This is a genomic window from Modestobacter sp. KNN46-3 (assembly GCF_011039295.1).
On sequence record NZ_JAAKGN010000032.1, the window covers coordinates 23174 to 37667 of the forward strand.

Sequence of the window (14494 nt, forward strand, 5' to 3'; positions counted from 1 at the left end):
CATGTTCCTCGCCGCCTGGCGGTGGGGGGCCGGCTGCGGCGACGCACACCTGCAGGCGGCGCGGTCACGAACCGCCGGGTGAGTCAGAGGAGAGCAGCGTGTCGGTCAGCCGCTCCAGCTCCTCGGCGCTCAGCTGCCCCATCACCTGCTCGAGAACGCGCCCCTCGGCGTCCACTGCGAGGGTGATCGGGAGCCCACGGCCGCCGAGCTCGCGCAGCAGCTCCCCGTCGGCGTCGACGGCGTGCGGATAGCCGACCCCGAGCTCGGCCAGGAACGACCGGGCAGCTTCGGGATCGTCCTGAACGTCGACACCCAGGAACCGGATCTGCTCGCCGTGGCGGGCGTGGGCGTCCTGCAGCAGCGGCATCTCCTCCCGACACGGGCCGCACCAGGTCGCCCACAGGTTGACCAGGGTCGGTCGGCCGGTCAGCCGGTCCAGGGCCACGTCGGGACCTGGCCCCAGGCACGGCAGGGTCAGCGCGGGCAGCTGGTCGGCCTCCGCCGGCCGCTCGGGGAGCTGCTCGCAGGCCGGTGCGGCCGGCGCTGCCTCTCCGGCCGCGGACTCCCGATCCGGCGCACCCTGCTGTCCGGTAGTGCAGCCGGCCAGCAGGGTGGCTGCGAGCAGCCCGCCGGCCAGCCGGACCGCCATCAGCGCTCCCGGTAGAGCTCGGTGAAGGTCGCACCGCCGTCGGTCGAGGCCAGCACCGCACCGTCCACGGCGACGTAGACCTCGTTCTCCTCGACGGTCAGCGCCGCCGGCGCGCCGCCGACGTTCCCGGCCTCGGCCCAGGTCTCCCCGGCGTCGGTGCTGCTGAAGACCGTGCCGTCGGGAGCCACCCCGGCGGCCTGTCCCCCGTCGGCGGCGATGTCGACCAGCACCATCAGCGGCGCACCCTCAACGGCGGTGAACGTCCCCCCGGCGTCCTCGCTGACCACCAGACCGGCCTCGGTGGTGGCCAGCACCCGCTGGGGGTCGGCCGGGTCGGCGGCCAGGTCGGCGATGCGCATGTCACCGCGGTCGGCCCACTCCTCGCCGTCCTCGCTGACGAGCAGCTGGCCGCCGCTGTAGCCGTAGATCGTGCCGTCGGCGGCGTCCAGGGCGTGGAAGTCGGCTTCGCCGGCCAGTGACAGCGTCTCCCAGGTCTGGCCGCCGTCGGTGGTCTCGATCAGGCCGAGGTTGCCCGGCCCGCCCTGTCCGGCGCCGGGGTGGCCACTGGCCAGGTAGTGCTGCGGGCCGGCAACGGTGAAGCCCATGAAGTCCTGCACCCGGTCAGCGATCCGGGTCAGCTCCCCGCTCTCGGAGATGCGCACCAGCCCGTAGTGGGTGCCGGCGTACAGCTCCCCGTCGCCGGGGTCGACGCCGAGGCCGTGCACGTGCTCGAGGGTGACCTCTTCGCCGGAGGCATGCGCGTCGCCCTCGTGACTGTGGGTCTCACCGCCGGCAGCCTCGCCGGCGGCAGCCTCGCCGTCGGTGCCGCAGCCGGCGAGGAGCAGCGCGCCGGCCGCGGCCACGCCCAGTGCGTTCCAGCGCCGTGAGCTGCGGCCCGGCATCCCGGGTCGGGTCGAACGGGTGGTGTGGACGGGCAGGACGGACGACAGCATCAGTTCCCCAAGGGCCGGACAGTGCTTACTACCGTCCATAGTAGACGGTGCGGCCAGCCGCCGGTCAGACCCAGTCGGCCCCAGGGAGCAGGCACAGGCCACTGGCCACCGCATCAGCGAGCGGCCACGCGGCCAGCGCCACCGGCCCGGTCACCACCGCGACGACGGCAAACCCGGCACTCAGCCGGGCCAGCAGGCCCAGTGGGGCGCCCGGGCGCAGGAGCCGGGTCACCCGGAACGCACCGGCACCCTGGGCGGCCGGCAGTGCAGCGGCCGGAGCACGCATGCCGGCGAGGGTCACCAGCGCGGAGGCGACCTCGACCCGGTCCACGCGCCGGGCGGCGGCGTCGTCGGCGAGCAGCTCGACCAGCCGCTCGACCTCCGCCCGGCCCTGGGTGAACAGCGGCACACCGGGGAAGGCTCGCTCGAGGGTTCGCACCGCGCCCGCGGCCAGGTGGTGACGGCCGCGCAGGTGGGCCCGCTCGTGGGCGAGCACGGCGGCGAGCTCGTCGCCGGTGAGCGCATCGAGGGCGGCGGTGGTCACCACGACGCTGCGGCGCCGCCCGGGCAAGCAGAACGCGGCCGGCCGGTCGGAGTCCAGCACCGCCGCACCCAGGGACGGCTCGGTGCGTGCGCCGGTGGCGATGGCGGCGTGCAGCCGGTGGCGTTCCCGGCGGGTGCGCCTCATGTCGCCGACTGCCACCCAGCCCAGGCGCAGCAGCGTGCCGGCGGTGAGCGCGACGCCGGTGAGCACGGCGGCCAGCTGTCCGGGTGAGCGGTACACCCCGGCGATCGTCATCGCGCAGGCGTCGAGGATCGCGGCCAGTCCCTGGCTGACCGCGGTCGCCGGCACCAGCAGCGTCAACCCGGCCAGCACCACCGAGACCAGGACCCCGGCCGAGGCCGCCAGCCATGCGGCCAGCGCCAGCCGTGGAGACCGCGCCGACCAGCCGGCACCCAGCGCCCGCGGCGCCAGCACCGCCATGACCGCGGCGAAGGCGAGCAGCCCGACCGCGGTGGTCACGCGTTCTTCGCCTGCCGGGCGGCCTCGACCGCACTGCGCAGGCTCGCGACCGATTCGGGGTCCAGATCGGCGACGAAGTGCATGAGGACCTCGTCGCGGTCCCCGGCCGCGCCGAGCACGTCACGCAGCTGCACCGCGGAGTGCTCGGCCCGGGTGCGGGTGGGGCTGTACCGCCAGCCGCGGCCTTCCATCTCCCGCCGCAGCGCGCCCTTGCCGGCCAGGTTCGAGCACACGGTCATCACCGTGGTGTAGGCCAGCGACCGGGTCGTGTTCAGCTCCTCGAGGACCTCGCGCACCGTCGCCGGGGTCCCACGTCGCCACAGAACGTCCATGACCGCGGCTTCCAGCTCGCCGAAGGGTCGCATCGCCACCTCCATCACCGTTCCAGCGCACGACCGGGTGCTGCACCGTGTCGCCTGGGCAACCCGCCGACGTCGGCGGAACTTCCGGCCACAGTACTACCGCACGTAGTGGGCGAGGCCGCCGCGCCGACCACCCGATCGGGTCACCCGGGCACGGGGGCAGGACGGACTCGACGCGCTGAGGAGGCGACCAGCAGGGCCGCGCCGCCCACGACGAGCAGTGCCGACCACAGTTGCGGCTGGGTCAACCTGACCAGTACCTCGGGGTTGATCCGGATCTCCTCCACCAGGAACCGCGCCGTTCCGCTGAGCACCGCGTACAGCCCCACGACGGCCAGCGGTGACCACCGAGTTCGCAGCGCCCACAGCAGCCCGCCGACGGCGAGTGCGGCGGCGGCTTCGTACAGGGACGCCGGATGCACCGGCACCACCGTGGGCACCATGCCGTTGGGGAACGCGGTCGCCCACGGCAGGTCCGAGGGCTGACCGTAGGAGCCGTCCCCGGCCAGGAAGCAGCCGATCCGGCCGATCCCGTAGGCAACCGACAGCGGTGCGGCCGCCACACCGGCCAGCTGCGCCAGCGGCAGCCGGTAGCGGCGGGCCATCACCATCACCGTGGCGGCGCCGGCGATCAGGCCGCCGTACCAGGTGAACCCCGAGCCCCCGAAGGAATGCGCCGACAGGTTGTCGGCGTGCTCGGCCAGGAAGTACAGCTTGCCCCCGGCGAACCCGACGACCGTGGCGGTCGCCACGATGGACCAGGCACGGTCGGGCTCCCAGTTCAGGCGGCGGAACTCCCGGGCCAGCAGGTAGCCGGCGACCAGGGCGGCGGCGGCCTTGCTGACCCCATAGCTGTGGATGGGGAAGCCGAAGACCTCGAACAGGATCGGTCTCACCGATCGATTCCTCTGGTACTGGAAGTCCCGGGCGGCCCGACGATCGCGCGGGGCACCCGGCGCCCTCACCGGAAGCCGGGGGGTTGGACTACCGGGCGCGCAGCTGGTCCCGCTCAGCGCGCGCCTGGCGCAGCTGCCGGTCCAGACCCTCGATCCCAGCCCGATCTCTGGTCGGGCTGAGGTGGCAGGCTCCGCTGCGCAGCGGCCGCAGGCAGCACCGATAGGCCACGGCCAGGGCCACGGCGAGGACGAGGACCGGTACCACCCACTCGCTCATCGGCGCGGCTCGGCCAGCCGCGGGTGCCCACCGGCATCGGAGCGCTCGGCGCGCAGCTGGTCGATCTCGGCGCGCAGGCCGGCGAGCTCGATCTGCTTGTCCTCGGTCGCCTGCGGCCGCGACCTGTGGCCGCGGTTCATCATCCACATCATCGCGCCCATGCCGATCGGGCAGGCCAGCAGCGCCAGCAGGTAGAGCAGCTCGGACATCGGCCCTCCAGGGATGCGGGACGCCCCGACGGCGAACCACTACGGTCGATAGTAGACGCCTGCTGCTACCTGTCATAGTAGGTCTCGTGGTGAGGGAGCATTTCTGTCGCACGGCTCGCCGTCGCAGGCGTTCGGGCTCGGTCACGACGGTTCGGCCGCGGAGGCGTCGATGAGCCGGCCGTTCAGCCGCCGGACTTTGTTGCTGGCCGCCGGGGTAGCCGCTGGGGCGCTGGCCGGTTGTTCCGCCGGGGAGGGCGGTGGCGCTGCGGCCACCCAGGAGTACGAGTTCACCGAGCCGACGCCGGCGGCGACGGTGATCGCCGAGGGCCGGCGGGCGCCGGCGCCGGCCTTCTCCGGTGAGCTGCTGGACGGCAGCCCGTTCGACTCCTCTTCCCTTGCCGGGGACGTCGCGGTGATCAACTTCTGGGGGTCGTGGTGCGTGCCCTGCCGGGTGGAGACCCCGGAGTTCCAGGCCGTGCACGCCGACGTCGCCGACCGCGGGGTCCAGTTCCTCGGCATCGACGTCAAGGACCAGCGGCAGCTGGCAGTCGCCTTCGTCGAGGAGCTGGGGGTGGCCTACCCGTCGGTGTTCGACCCGCGCGGTGAGGTGGCGATGGCCTTCCGCGGCTTCCCGGCCAACGTGGTGCCCTCCACGGTCCTGCTCGACCGCACCGGGCGGGTGGCCGCCGTCTACACCGGCCAGGTCCGCGGCGATGACCTACGCACCGCCGTCGAGCTCCTCCTGGCCGAGGACCGGGCGTGAGCGACCTCGGCACCACCTTCGCCGACGTCGTCACCGACGGCTCGCTGCTACTGGCGATGGCGGTGGCCGCCCTGGCCGGGCTGATCAGCTTCGCCTCCCCCTGCTGCCTGCCGCTGATCCCCGGCTACGTCAGCTACGTCGCCGGGCTCACCGGATCCCAGGCCACCGCCGGCCGGGTCCGGGTCCCAACAGGGGCGCCGGGGACGCCAGCACCCGGCTGCGCCACCGAGAACGACACAGAGGCCGTTGCGGACAGCTCGCCTCCCGCCGCCGCGGCAGCTGCCGGCCGCGGCCGGGTGCTGGCCGGATCGCTGCTGTTCATCGCCGGGTTCAGCGCCGTGTTCATCTCCTTCGGCGCCCTCTTCGGCGGCCTGGGCCGGCTGCTGCTGGAGTGGTCCCCGGTGCTCACCCGGGTCGCCGGTGTGGTCGTCATCGCGATGGGCCTGTCGTTCCTCGGCGTCCTGCCGTGGCTGATGCGGGAACGACGCATCCACCGACGTCCCCCGGCGGGGCTGGCCGGCGCGCCGCTGCTGGGCGTCGTGTTCGGGCTCGGGTGGACGCCCTGCCTCGGCCCGACCCTGGCCGCGGTCAACACGCTGGCCTACACCCAGGCCTCGGCCGGCCGCGGCGCGATCCTCGCCGCCGCCTACTGCCTGGGCCTGGGCGTCCCCTTCGTCCTCGTCGCCCTCGGCGCCCGCCGCGCACTGACCTTCTCCGCCCTCGCACGCCGCCACGCCCCCACCGTCATGCGAGTCGGGGGCACACTGCTCATCCTGCTCGGGATCCTGCTGGTCACCGGCTGGTGGGAGGCGTTGATGATCTGGCTGCGAGCGTGGCTGGGCGCCACCGGGCTCGGCACCTCGATCGTGTGACTTCCATGCCGACCTGGCCGACGCCGACGTACCGATCGCCGGCCACCCCGGCATCTCCGCCGAACAAGCATGCTCATCGAGCTCGGGCGCAGCCCAACGGCAAGCGCCTTGGAACGCGCCGACGAGCGCCAGTCGAGATGCCGACGGTCCAGTGGCACCACTGGGACCGTCGCTGAACGTGACCCCCTCTCCCGGGGCCTGGCCAGTGCGGGCTTTCAGCTGACCCATCAGTTCAGGACTCGCGACCACTGGCGCGGACCCTGGACCGCGCGGAAGGCGGGGTGGTCTCTGTCGTCCGACGCGGCGCCCCGGTCGTGGTTGCACCGAGACCGAACGGGCCGTCCTCACCGGGTGGCACACCATCGGGATCGGGCCGGTGGCCGGCACCCCGCGGGAGGGGGGAGACCGAGACCGCGCCGGCGGACGCGCTCGAGGTGACGCTGGCACAGCTGACCGACCTGCTCGGTGCCGCCGACATCAACTGCGGATCCGTGCGCTCGATGCGTGTCGTCCCAATGGCCGTTGGTGTGTTGGGATGAGACGTCAGGCTCGCGGCGAAGATGGAGGACCGATGACCGACGACAGCTGCGACCTGCTGTGCCTGGACCTGGCGCAGGCCGAGGCCGTCCGTGCCCGGCTGACCGGGCAGGAGCAGGCCCGCGCGCAAGCAACGCGGGCCAAGGCGCTGGCCGACCCGACGCGACTCCGGATCGCTGCGGCACTGGGGTTGGCCGAGCTGTGCGTGTGCGATCTCGCCTGGGTCACCGAGCTGCCGGAGAAGACAGTCAGCCACCACTGCGGCGTGCTGCGCGGAGCAGGCCTTGCCCAGTCCCAGCGGCAAGGGAAGCTGGTCATGTACCGGCTCACCGATGTCGGGCACCGGCTGCTGAGCGCCGTGACCGGCGAGGCGGTGGCCCGATGAGCGCCGCCCACGCCCATGCCCCCGCACCCGCGGGCCTGCCCGTCACCGAGCGGGCCCGGCTCGGCCGCCGCGCGCGGCTGCTGGCCGGCGTCAGTGTGTCCTACAACGCGGTGGAAGCGGTCGTGGCGATCACCGCGGGGCTGGTCGCCGGGTCGGTGGCGCTGGTCGGCTTCGGCGCCGACAGCATCATCGAGGTGTCCAGCGGGCTGATCGTCCTGTGGCAGTTCTCCCACCGGCTGCCCGAGACCCGGGAGCGGGCTGCGCAGCGGGCGATGGCGGTGGCATTCGCCGCGCTGGCGGTGGTCGTTGGCGTGGAGTCGGTGCGGGCGCTGGCCGCCGGCGCCGAGCCCGAGGCCTCGCCGGTCGGGATCGCGCTGACGGTCGCCTCGTTGATCGTCATGCCGTTCCTGTCCTGGGCGCAGCGGCGCACCGGGCGAGCGCTGGGCTCGGACGCCGTCGTGGCCGACGGCACGCAGACCGCGCTGTGTGCCTGGCTCTCAGCGGCCGTCGCCATCGGCCTGATCTTGAACGCGGCCCTCGGGTGGAGCTGGGCCGATCCGGTCGCCGGCCTGGTGATTGCGGCCGTCGCCGCCCGCGAAGCGGTGCAGGCGTGGCGGGGCGAGGGCTGCTGCGCGCCGTCCCGACCGGGGGCCGACGGACACGACGCGGGGAGTGCCGGCGGGTCGGGCTGCTGCGGTGACGGCTGCAGCGACGCGTGCTGTGCCCACGATGCGCCGGCACCGCAGACCCTGACCATCACGCCCCGGGAGTAGCTCCGATGACCACCGCCGCACTCGTTCTCTACGTCGTGGCGCTCGTCGTGCTGTTCGGTGTCCGGTCGGCGGTCCAGTACCGCCGCACCGGCTCGGCCGGTTTCCACGGGATCTCCGGCACGCCGGCGCAGGCCGGCTGGTGGGGCGGGGTCCTGTTCCTCGCTGCCCTGGTCGCCGGGCTGGCCGGCCTGCTGCTGGCCGTCCTCGGCGTCGTTCCCGCCGCCGCGCCAGCCGCCGTGCAGCTGGCCGGGCTGGTGCTGGCCCTGGCCGGGTTCGCCGCGACGCTGGCCGGGCAGACCGGCATGGGTGCCTCCTGGCGGATCGGTGTCGACCCGGGCGAGCGCACCGATCTGGTCACCACGGGCGTGTTCGCCCACGTCCGCAACCCGATCTTCACGGCGATGACCGTCGCCCAGGCCGGTGTGGTGCTCATGGTCCCGACCTGGGTGAGCATCCTGGCGGTGGTCGCGCTGGTGGCCGCGATCCAGCTGCAGGTCCGGTCCGTGGAGGAGCCCTACCTGCGCACCGTCCACGGCGGGACGTACGCCGCCTACGCCGAGCGGACCGGCCGGTTCCTGCCCGGCGTCGGACGTCTCACCGCGGCGGCCCCTCTCGCCTCCCAGGGAAGGAGCACCAGATGAGCGCCGGACACGACCACGCGCACGGCGGGGCCGGAGCCGACCGCCGCCGCCTGCTCATCGTGCTCGCCCTGACCGTCAGCGTGCTCGTCCTGCAACTGGTCGGCGCGCTGGTCTCGGGATCCCTGGCGCTCGCCGCGGACTCCGCGCACGCCGCCACCGACGCCGCCGGCCTGGTCATCGCACTGCTTGCGGCCACCTTGGCGTTGCGCCCGGCCACGGCCCGGCGCACCTGGGGGTACCGGCGGGCCGAGGTGCTCGGCGCCACCCTGCAGGCCGCCGTGCTGCTGGCCGTCGGCAGCTGGATCTGCATCGAGGCCGTCGGCCGGCTGTTCGAGCCGACCGAGGTGGCCTCCACCTCCGTGCTGGTCTTCGGCGCGCTCGGCCTCGCCGCCAACATCATCGGCATCCTGGTGCTCACCCGCGGCGGCGCCCGCGAGGGCAGCGTCAACATGCGCGCGGCGCTGCTCGAGGTCGTCAACGACGCGCTGGGCTCGGTCGCGGTGCTGGTCTCCGCCGCCGTCATCGCGCTCACCGGATGGCAGCAGGCCGACGCGATCGCCTCCCTGGTGATCGTCGCGCTCATCGTGCCGCGCACGCTCAAGCTGCTGCGCGAAACGGTGTCGGTGCTGTTGGAGAGCGCCCCACCGGGACTCGATCTGGACGCCGTGCGCACCCACCTGCTCGCCCAACCCCGCGTGCTGGAGGTCCACGACCTGCACGCCTCCCAGATCACCACCGGGCTGCCGGTGCTCACCGCGCACGTCGTCGTGGAGGACTCCTGCTTCTACGACGGGCACGCCCCGCAGGTGCTCGACCGACTGCAGGCCTGCCTCGCCGAGCACTTCGACATCAGCGTCGAGCACTCGACCTTCCAGCTGGAGGCCGCCACGCACGCCGACCACGAGCTCGTCGCCCACGACTGACCGGCGTACGTCCACCCCAGGGCGGTCGTCGATCGCACTGCGGCGGGCCGGGCACCCGGCGATGTCTTCGCCGCCGGTGGGGTCAGTGGGGTCGGCGCCAGCCGTCGAGTAGCTGCTCGGGCCCCAGCACCGGGACGCCCTCGAACGTCGTTCCGGAGCGGGACACCACCAGCAGTGGGGTGCTGGCCGACGCCCCCGGCAGCTGGCCGCGGTGGGTGACCAGTGCTGCGAAGTCGCGATCGTCGAACGGCTGGTTCTCCAGCCACTTGATGGAGCCGACTGCCTGGATGCGCTGGGCGACCGGCTCGCGGTCGGCGATGACCAGGTCGATCTCGGTTTTGTGGGTGCGGGTCCAGAAGCCGCCGACGACGCCGCCGGCCCCGCCGCGGGCTTCGGCCGGCAGCCGGGACAGGGTCTCCCGGATGACCGGTTCGATGGCGCGGCCGCGCCAGGAGGTCCACGCGGACTGGATGCGCCCGAGCACCCGGTCGCCGCGGCCGCGGTCGATCTCGGCGAGGTGCGGGCCGAGGAAGCTGAGCCAGAACCGCAGGTAGGGGTCCGCGACCCGGTAGCGGGTCTCCCGGGAGGCTGCGGTCGACAGCGGGATGTCGGCGGCCACGACGCGCTTGCTGCGCAGCAGCGTCAGCGACCGATTCAGGGACGGCTGGGGAAGGTCGCCGGCCTTCCGCCCAATCGTCGTGAAGGTGCGCTCGCCCGAACCGATCGTCGACAGCACACGCCGGGCCTGGGTCTCAGTGGGGAACTCGGCGGTCAGTGCCCGTTCGCCGCTGACCAGCAGCGCCGATGTGGAATGCGACAGTGCCCCCTCGAGGTACTCCCACAGGGACAGGCCACGGGGCCACTCCTGGCAGATCAGCGGCAGGCCGCCGGTGACGAGGTAGGCATCGAAGGTGGCAGCCGGGTCGAGATCGAGCATGGCGCCGACCTCCCGGGGGCTCAGCGACGGCACGACCATCTCGGTAGCGCGCTGGTGGAAGGGGCGGCCGTACTCGTTGAGCGCCTCCATCATCGCCAGATCCGAGCCGACGCCGATGAGCAGCGCCGGGTGGCGGGCGATGACCCGGTCGAACACCTTCTGCAGCGTGCCCTCGAACGCCGTGTCAGCGCCGGTCAGGTACGGCAGCTCATCGATCACGACGATGCTCGGCCCATCGGTCGGCACGGCGGTGGCCAGCAACCGCAGCGCGGCCTCCCAGGTGCCCGGGACGACACCGGCGAAGGTCTCCGCACCGGGGAGGTCGGAGTCGGCGACTTCCTGGGCGAACAGCCGCAACTCCTCGGCCGGCGACTGCATCGAGGCGGTGAAGTACACGTGCGACACCCCGGCCCGCTCGATGAACTCCTCGATCAGCCGGGACTTGCCCACCCGGCGACGGCCGCGGACCAGCAGCGCACGGCCCGGCCGGTCGCCGCCGGCGCGGACCAGATCGAGCTGGCGGTCCAGCAGCCGCAGCTGCTCGTCCCGCCCGATGAAGACGCCCATGCCGCCACCTGCCTACCCTGGAAGGATACTATCCTTCAGGATAGTATCCTCGAGCGATAGTCCGTCCGGGGTCTGGCGGACCACTGGAAGCAGCGCCAGCAGCCGGGAGCAACGGTCAGCAGCTCTGTCGACCAATGGTCAGCGAATGCTGCCCCGCCGGGCCCGCGGACCAGCTCCCCGCGCTTCACGGCGGGTGCGGGTAGCAGCCGGCGACGACGGCAGCGACCTCACCGGTCCCCGTCGACTGCCCAGCGGGGTGGTCGTGCCGCCAGCTGGGCGTTCATCGTCTCCACGAGCTGCACCCACTCGGGGTTGATCGCCGCCAGCTCATCCAGTTCCACGTCGCAGTCCCACCGCGCCAGCCCCAGCTGGAAGCGGGCGTAGATCGGGTCGAAGCCCAAGGCGACGGCCATGCACATGCCGAGCCGGCGCAGCCGTGGATCCTCGGGCAGGTGCGCGGCAGCCTCCAGGCGCTGCACGTCGCGCGGTGAGCACCGCTCCACCCGCGAGACCAGCTGGGCCAGGTGCTCCCGGCTCATGCCACGGCGCGGGCCGGTGCCGGCGCTGCCCCGCACGCTGCGGAGCCGGTCGCCCCACGTCCACTGTGGGACGCTCCCTGAGCGGGTGGATGGCTGGCTGGAGAACAGCTCGTCGACCTCCCGGTGCATCTCGACGATGTCCCGCTCGGCCAGCAGGCTGCCCTGCACCGCAGCGAGGTACTCCTCCCACGCCAGGACCGGGACCTGGAAGTGGTGGTAGGCCACGCGGAGCTCGTCGTGATGCTCGACGGTCCCGAACTGCCCGGCCAGCTCGGCCGACGCCGCGGCGAACCCCGGACCGTGTGCGGAGCACCGGATGTGGTTGGACAGCTCCCCGCTCCGGCGCGGCCGGCCGGAGTGCTGCCAGCGGGGTGCGATGCAGTGCGCCAGCTCGTGGAACACGATCATGTCGTTGAGCATCGAGGGGTGCAGGCTGATGGTCCACGACGTGGACTGCCCCAGGCCGCCCGGGCGCGCGAACGAGCTGACCCACCCATCGGCCTCGCATCCTCCGAGCCGCACGCCCACTCGGACGTCGTAGGCGACGTTGTCCCGCCACCACGCTGACCGCTCCACCCGGCGCACGAGACCCCGGGCGGCAGTGACGTCGGTCAGAGGCTGCCCCAGCCGAATACTCTGCTCGGCCGAGTAGAGCCGCCACGTGGTGACGCTGTCGTACACGGGCCTGGATCTACGCAGCGCCGCCGCCCTCCACGGCACTGGCAACGGTCGTGTGACCCACAGGTCAGGCGTGCGGGCCTCTCGCTTGCACGGTCGCGCTGCAGGTCGCCCGGTGTCGGCTGCGCGCACGGGCCATCTCGGTGGGCACGCATGCGCCGACGGCCTGCAACAGGCTGACGAGCCACTCCTCCAGATCGAACTCCGGGTCGGCCCAACACCGGATCCCGTCGTCGCTGTGTCGGGTGATGTAGCCGGCGAAGACCCGCCAGGTCTCCTGCGGGCGGTAGGGGTCCGGCACGTCATCCGCGTTCTCGCCGGCCGGGGGGCGGAACGGATCACGCAGCACGACGCCGCCGTAGCCGTTGCCCGATCGCCGCGGACGAAGGTCGGGGTCGAGCGTGGGCGCGGTGGTGCACGCACGCAGCCGGTCCCGTAGCTCGGCCAGGTGAGCAGGGGGGGTGAGGGTGGGATCGCCGATGCCGGCCTGGCACAGCGCTAGGACATCCCGCTCGGCCAGCGCCAGTCGGCGCAACAGTGCAGACCGGCCGCGAGTACTGGTGGCGTGCGGCCCGGACTGAGGAGGACGCTGCTGATGCGCCGCGCGCGAAGGCCAGCACATGCCCTTGACGGTGCGCCATCGGAAGCAGCTGACAAGAAGGCCAGGCCGCTGACCCACACGGTAGGTGGGTGGGGCTACGGGTCGACGTAGTCGGGGTTGGCCGCCCGGCCTGCGGCGCCGAGCAGCTGCGGATGGGTCCGTCGGACAGCGGTCAGCACCGGCTCGGGCAGCGCGGTGCTCATCACGCACAATCCCCACAGCGGCGAGGCGGCGAAGGCGGAGTTGATGACCGCCTCATACCGCTGCCACTCGTGCCAGTCAGCGTCGGTGGTGCCGAAGTCGACCTCGCCGACCACCCGGATCCGCCGACCAAGGCCGGCCTGCTCGGCCAGCCCGCGGAACGTGATGATCGCCGTCGGTGTGCGGGCCGCCCCGCACCGTGCCGACCTGCCGCTCGGTGTCCCCGTCGTCTCTAGGCCCAAGGCTCCCAACCCCCATCGTGCCGGACGCGCTCGGGCAGGGGCGGCCCGGAACCGCGGTAGACGCCCACTTCCGTTCCGCTACTCGGCGCCCCGATGGGGACACGGCAACGGGTCGCTCTCGCGCCGTCGGACGGGGTGCTGGAGCCAGCGCCCCGCGCAGCCGACCCCGCCACGGACCAGGACCTCGCCTCGCGGGTTGCGTGTGCCAAGAGTTGCTTGTGCCAATCGCTGCGTGTGCCAATCGGCACGCGTTTGGCAACGCGCGACCTGAGATTGTCAAGGCGCAACTCTTGGCAGCTCAGGCAACTCCACGCGTGCCAATCTCATGCAACTGCTCAATCGGCGCCTGGGGCGACGGCGCCGAGGTGCTGACCGCGACCGGGTGTGGGAGCGCGCCGGTCTGGTGGCGGCGAGCGCGGTATCGCCCGCCGTCTGACCGGCGGGCCAGGACGGGGACGGCGAGGGGCGAGGTGCTGCGGTCGCCTCGCCCCCGCCCGGCGTCGCCGGAGGCAAGCCTCCCCTCACTTCTCCCCCGGCCGTCCGGCTACGGTGCACCCGTGACGCAGGCGGCCGGGGCAACGATCCGCCCCCGCGTCGAACCCGGCGCCGAGCGGCCTGCCGGCCGGCGCTGGCGACCGTGGGAGGTGCTGCCCCCCGCTCTCCTGCTCGCCCTCGGCACCGTGCTCCTGCTCCCCGGCCACGGGCTGTGGTTCGACGAGCTGTTCACCGCGGAGGTCTCCCGGCGATCGCTGGGCACCATCGTCAGCGCGGTCGTCCAGGGCCGGGGCACCACGAGCTATCTGGTCGACGTGCCGCCGTCCTACAACGCCCCCTACTACCTGGTCACCTGGGCCTGGAGCGCACTTCCCGGGCTGGGCGGGGACACCTCCCTGCGGGTGCTGTCACTGCTGGCCGCCGCCGGCGGGCTGGCGCTGATCACCCGGGCGGTCAGCCGGTTGGCCGGCACCGGGACGGGCGTCCTGGCCGGGGTGGTGGTCGCCAGCAGCCCGTTGCTGCTGGAGCAGGCGGTGGAGGCACGCAGCTACGGGCTGGCGGTGCTCGCGACCGGCGGGGCGCTGCTGGGGCTGACCCGCTGGCTGCAGGACCCGCCCACCGGCCTCATGCTGTTCGGCCTCGCCGGCGCGGGCATGGGCCTGGCCCACTGGTACGCCGCGACCGTGCTCGCCGCCTTCGTCCTGGCGGCGCTGGTGCTGCGCGGCCGCCCGGCTGACCGGCCTGCCTCCCGACGCAGGGGCCTTCCTGGCGATGGGACGGGCTGTCCGCGCCACCGTCGTCACCGAGCGCGCCCCCAGCGTCGTGCTGGCCGTCGGCGCCTCCGGGCAGCCGGTCGCCAGCGTGCCGGTGACGCGGGATCCGCGGCCGGTCGGCGACTCGGCCTGGAGCGGGCGGGCGCGGCTGGCGCAGTCGGTACGGTCGCTCGTCTGGGCCTTGCGCTCCCGGCGCT

18 protein-coding genes are annotated in these 14494 nt (G+C 73.4%); 7 read left to right on the forward strand and 11 right to left on the reverse strand.

The genetic code is table 11. The features are described 5' to 3' along the window. Positions 1 to 64: 64 nt before the first annotated feature. The 7 genes from G5C62_RS09650 to G5C62_RS09680 all read right to left on the reverse strand — a co-directional run bounded on the left by G5C62_RS09650 (position 65) and on the right by G5C62_RS09680 (position 4370). Positions 65 to 649 carry a TlpA disulfide reductase family protein gene (locus tag G5C62_RS09650; RefSeq protein WP_164700804.1) on the reverse strand — a complete coding sequence of 195 codons (585 nt, stop codon included), beginning with the start codon at positions 647 to 649 and terminating at the stop codon, positions 65 to 67. Continuing rightward, positions 649 to 1551, reverse strand: a complete 903-nt coding sequence (locus tag G5C62_RS09655; protein WP_164700805.1) for a F510_1955 family glycosylhydrolase — start codon at positions 1549 to 1551, stop codon at positions 649 to 651. The genes G5C62_RS09650 and G5C62_RS09655 overlap by 1 nt, the downstream gene beginning before the upstream one ends. 115 nt (positions 1552 to 1666) lie before the next feature. Then, positions 1667 to 2626, reverse strand: a complete 960-nt coding sequence (locus tag G5C62_RS09660) for a M56 family metallopeptidase (protein ID WP_164700806.1) — start codon at positions 2624 to 2626, stop codon at positions 1667 to 1669. Then, positions 2623 to 2991, reverse strand: a complete 369-nt coding sequence (locus tag G5C62_RS09665; protein WP_036337662.1) for a BlaI/MecI/CopY family transcriptional regulator — start codon at positions 2989 to 2991, stop codon at positions 2623 to 2625. Before G5C62_RS09665 ends, G5C62_RS09660 begins: the two co-directional genes overlap by 4 nt. A gap of 140 nt (positions 2992 to 3131) precedes the next feature. After that, positions 3132 to 3884, reverse strand: a complete 753-nt coding sequence (locus G5C62_RS09670; RefSeq protein ID WP_164700807.1) for a prolipoprotein diacylglyceryl transferase — start codon at positions 3882 to 3884, stop codon at positions 3132 to 3134. Between the two features lie 88 nt (positions 3885 to 3972). Then, a complete protein-coding gene (locus G5C62_RS09675; protein ID WP_164700808.1) occupies positions 3973 to 4161 on the reverse strand; it encodes a hypothetical protein in 189 nt (62 codons plus the stop codon). Next, positions 4158 to 4370, reverse strand: a complete 213-nt coding sequence (locus G5C62_RS09680) for a hypothetical protein (RefSeq protein ID WP_036337441.1) — start codon at positions 4368 to 4370, stop codon at positions 4158 to 4160. Before G5C62_RS09680 ends, G5C62_RS09675 begins: the two co-directional genes overlap by 4 nt. 169 nt (positions 4371 to 4539) lie before the next feature. Here G5C62_RS09680 and G5C62_RS09685 point away from each other — a divergent pair, with 169 nt between their 5' ends. The 6 genes from G5C62_RS09685 (at position 4540) to G5C62_RS09710 (ending at position 9264) form a co-directional block, all read left to right on the forward strand. Then, complete coding sequence (locus G5C62_RS09685; protein WP_164700809.1) at positions 4540 to 5133, forward strand: TlpA disulfide reductase family protein; 594 nt, start codon at positions 4540 to 4542, stop codon at positions 5131 to 5133. Further along, complete coding sequence (locus G5C62_RS09690; protein WP_206330559.1) at positions 5130 to 6005, forward strand: cytochrome c biogenesis CcdA family protein; 876 nt, start codon at positions 5130 to 5132, stop codon at positions 6003 to 6005. Before G5C62_RS09685 ends, G5C62_RS09690 begins: the two co-directional genes overlap by 4 nt. A gap of 571 nt (positions 6006 to 6576) precedes the next feature. After that, a complete protein-coding gene (locus tag G5C62_RS09695; protein ID WP_036337437.1) occupies positions 6577 to 6927 on the forward strand; it encodes a metalloregulator ArsR/SmtB family transcription factor in 351 nt (116 codons plus the stop codon). Beyond that, the gene (locus tag G5C62_RS09700; RefSeq protein WP_036337436.1) at positions 6924 to 7700 is read left to right on the forward strand and encodes a cation diffusion facilitator family transporter; all 777 of its coding nucleotides are present in this window, start codon (positions 6924 to 6926) and stop codon (positions 7698 to 7700) included. Before G5C62_RS09695 ends, G5C62_RS09700 begins: the two co-directional genes overlap by 4 nt. A gap of 5 nt (positions 7701 to 7705) precedes the next feature. Continuing rightward, positions 7706 to 8341, forward strand: coding sequence for an isoprenylcysteine carboxylmethyltransferase family protein (locus G5C62_RS09705; RefSeq protein ID WP_164700810.1), 636 nt, complete (start codon positions 7706 to 7708; stop codon positions 8339 to 8341). Continuing rightward, positions 8338 to 9264 carry a cation diffusion facilitator family transporter gene (locus G5C62_RS09710; protein WP_164700811.1) on the forward strand — a complete coding sequence of 309 codons (927 nt, stop codon included), beginning with the start codon at positions 8338 to 8340 and terminating at the stop codon, positions 9262 to 9264. Before G5C62_RS09705 ends, G5C62_RS09710 begins: the two co-directional genes overlap by 4 nt. A gap of 82 nt (positions 9265 to 9346) precedes the next feature. On the opposite strand, the gene G5C62_RS09715 is transcribed toward G5C62_RS09710, so the two are convergent. The 4 genes from G5C62_RS09715 to G5C62_RS09730 form a co-directional block, all read right to left on the reverse strand. After that, positions 9347 to 10768, reverse strand: coding sequence for an AAA family ATPase (locus G5C62_RS09715; protein WP_164700812.1), 1422 nt, complete (start codon positions 10766 to 10768; stop codon positions 9347 to 9349). 227 nt (positions 10769 to 10995) lie between these two features. Further along, the gene (locus tag G5C62_RS09720; RefSeq protein WP_164700813.1) at positions 10996 to 11988 is read right to left on the reverse strand and encodes a hypothetical protein; all 993 of its coding nucleotides are present in this window, start codon (positions 11986 to 11988) and stop codon (positions 10996 to 10998) included. Between the two features lie 64 nt (positions 11989 to 12052). Then, complete coding sequence (locus tag G5C62_RS09725; protein ID WP_164700814.1) at positions 12053 to 12520, reverse strand: hypothetical protein; 468 nt, start codon at positions 12518 to 12520, stop codon at positions 12053 to 12055. 161 nt (positions 12521 to 12681) lie between these two features. Next, a complete protein-coding gene (locus G5C62_RS09730) occupies positions 12682 to 13038 on the reverse strand; it encodes an MEDS domain-containing protein (protein WP_164700815.1) in 357 nt (118 codons plus the stop codon). Between the two features lie 548 nt (positions 13039 to 13586). Between G5C62_RS09730 and G5C62_RS09735 the strand changes: the two genes are divergently transcribed. After that, the coding region (locus tag G5C62_RS09735; RefSeq protein WP_241175807.1) for a glycosyltransferase family 39 protein at positions 13587 to 14494 on the forward strand (908 nt) is incomplete at its 3' end.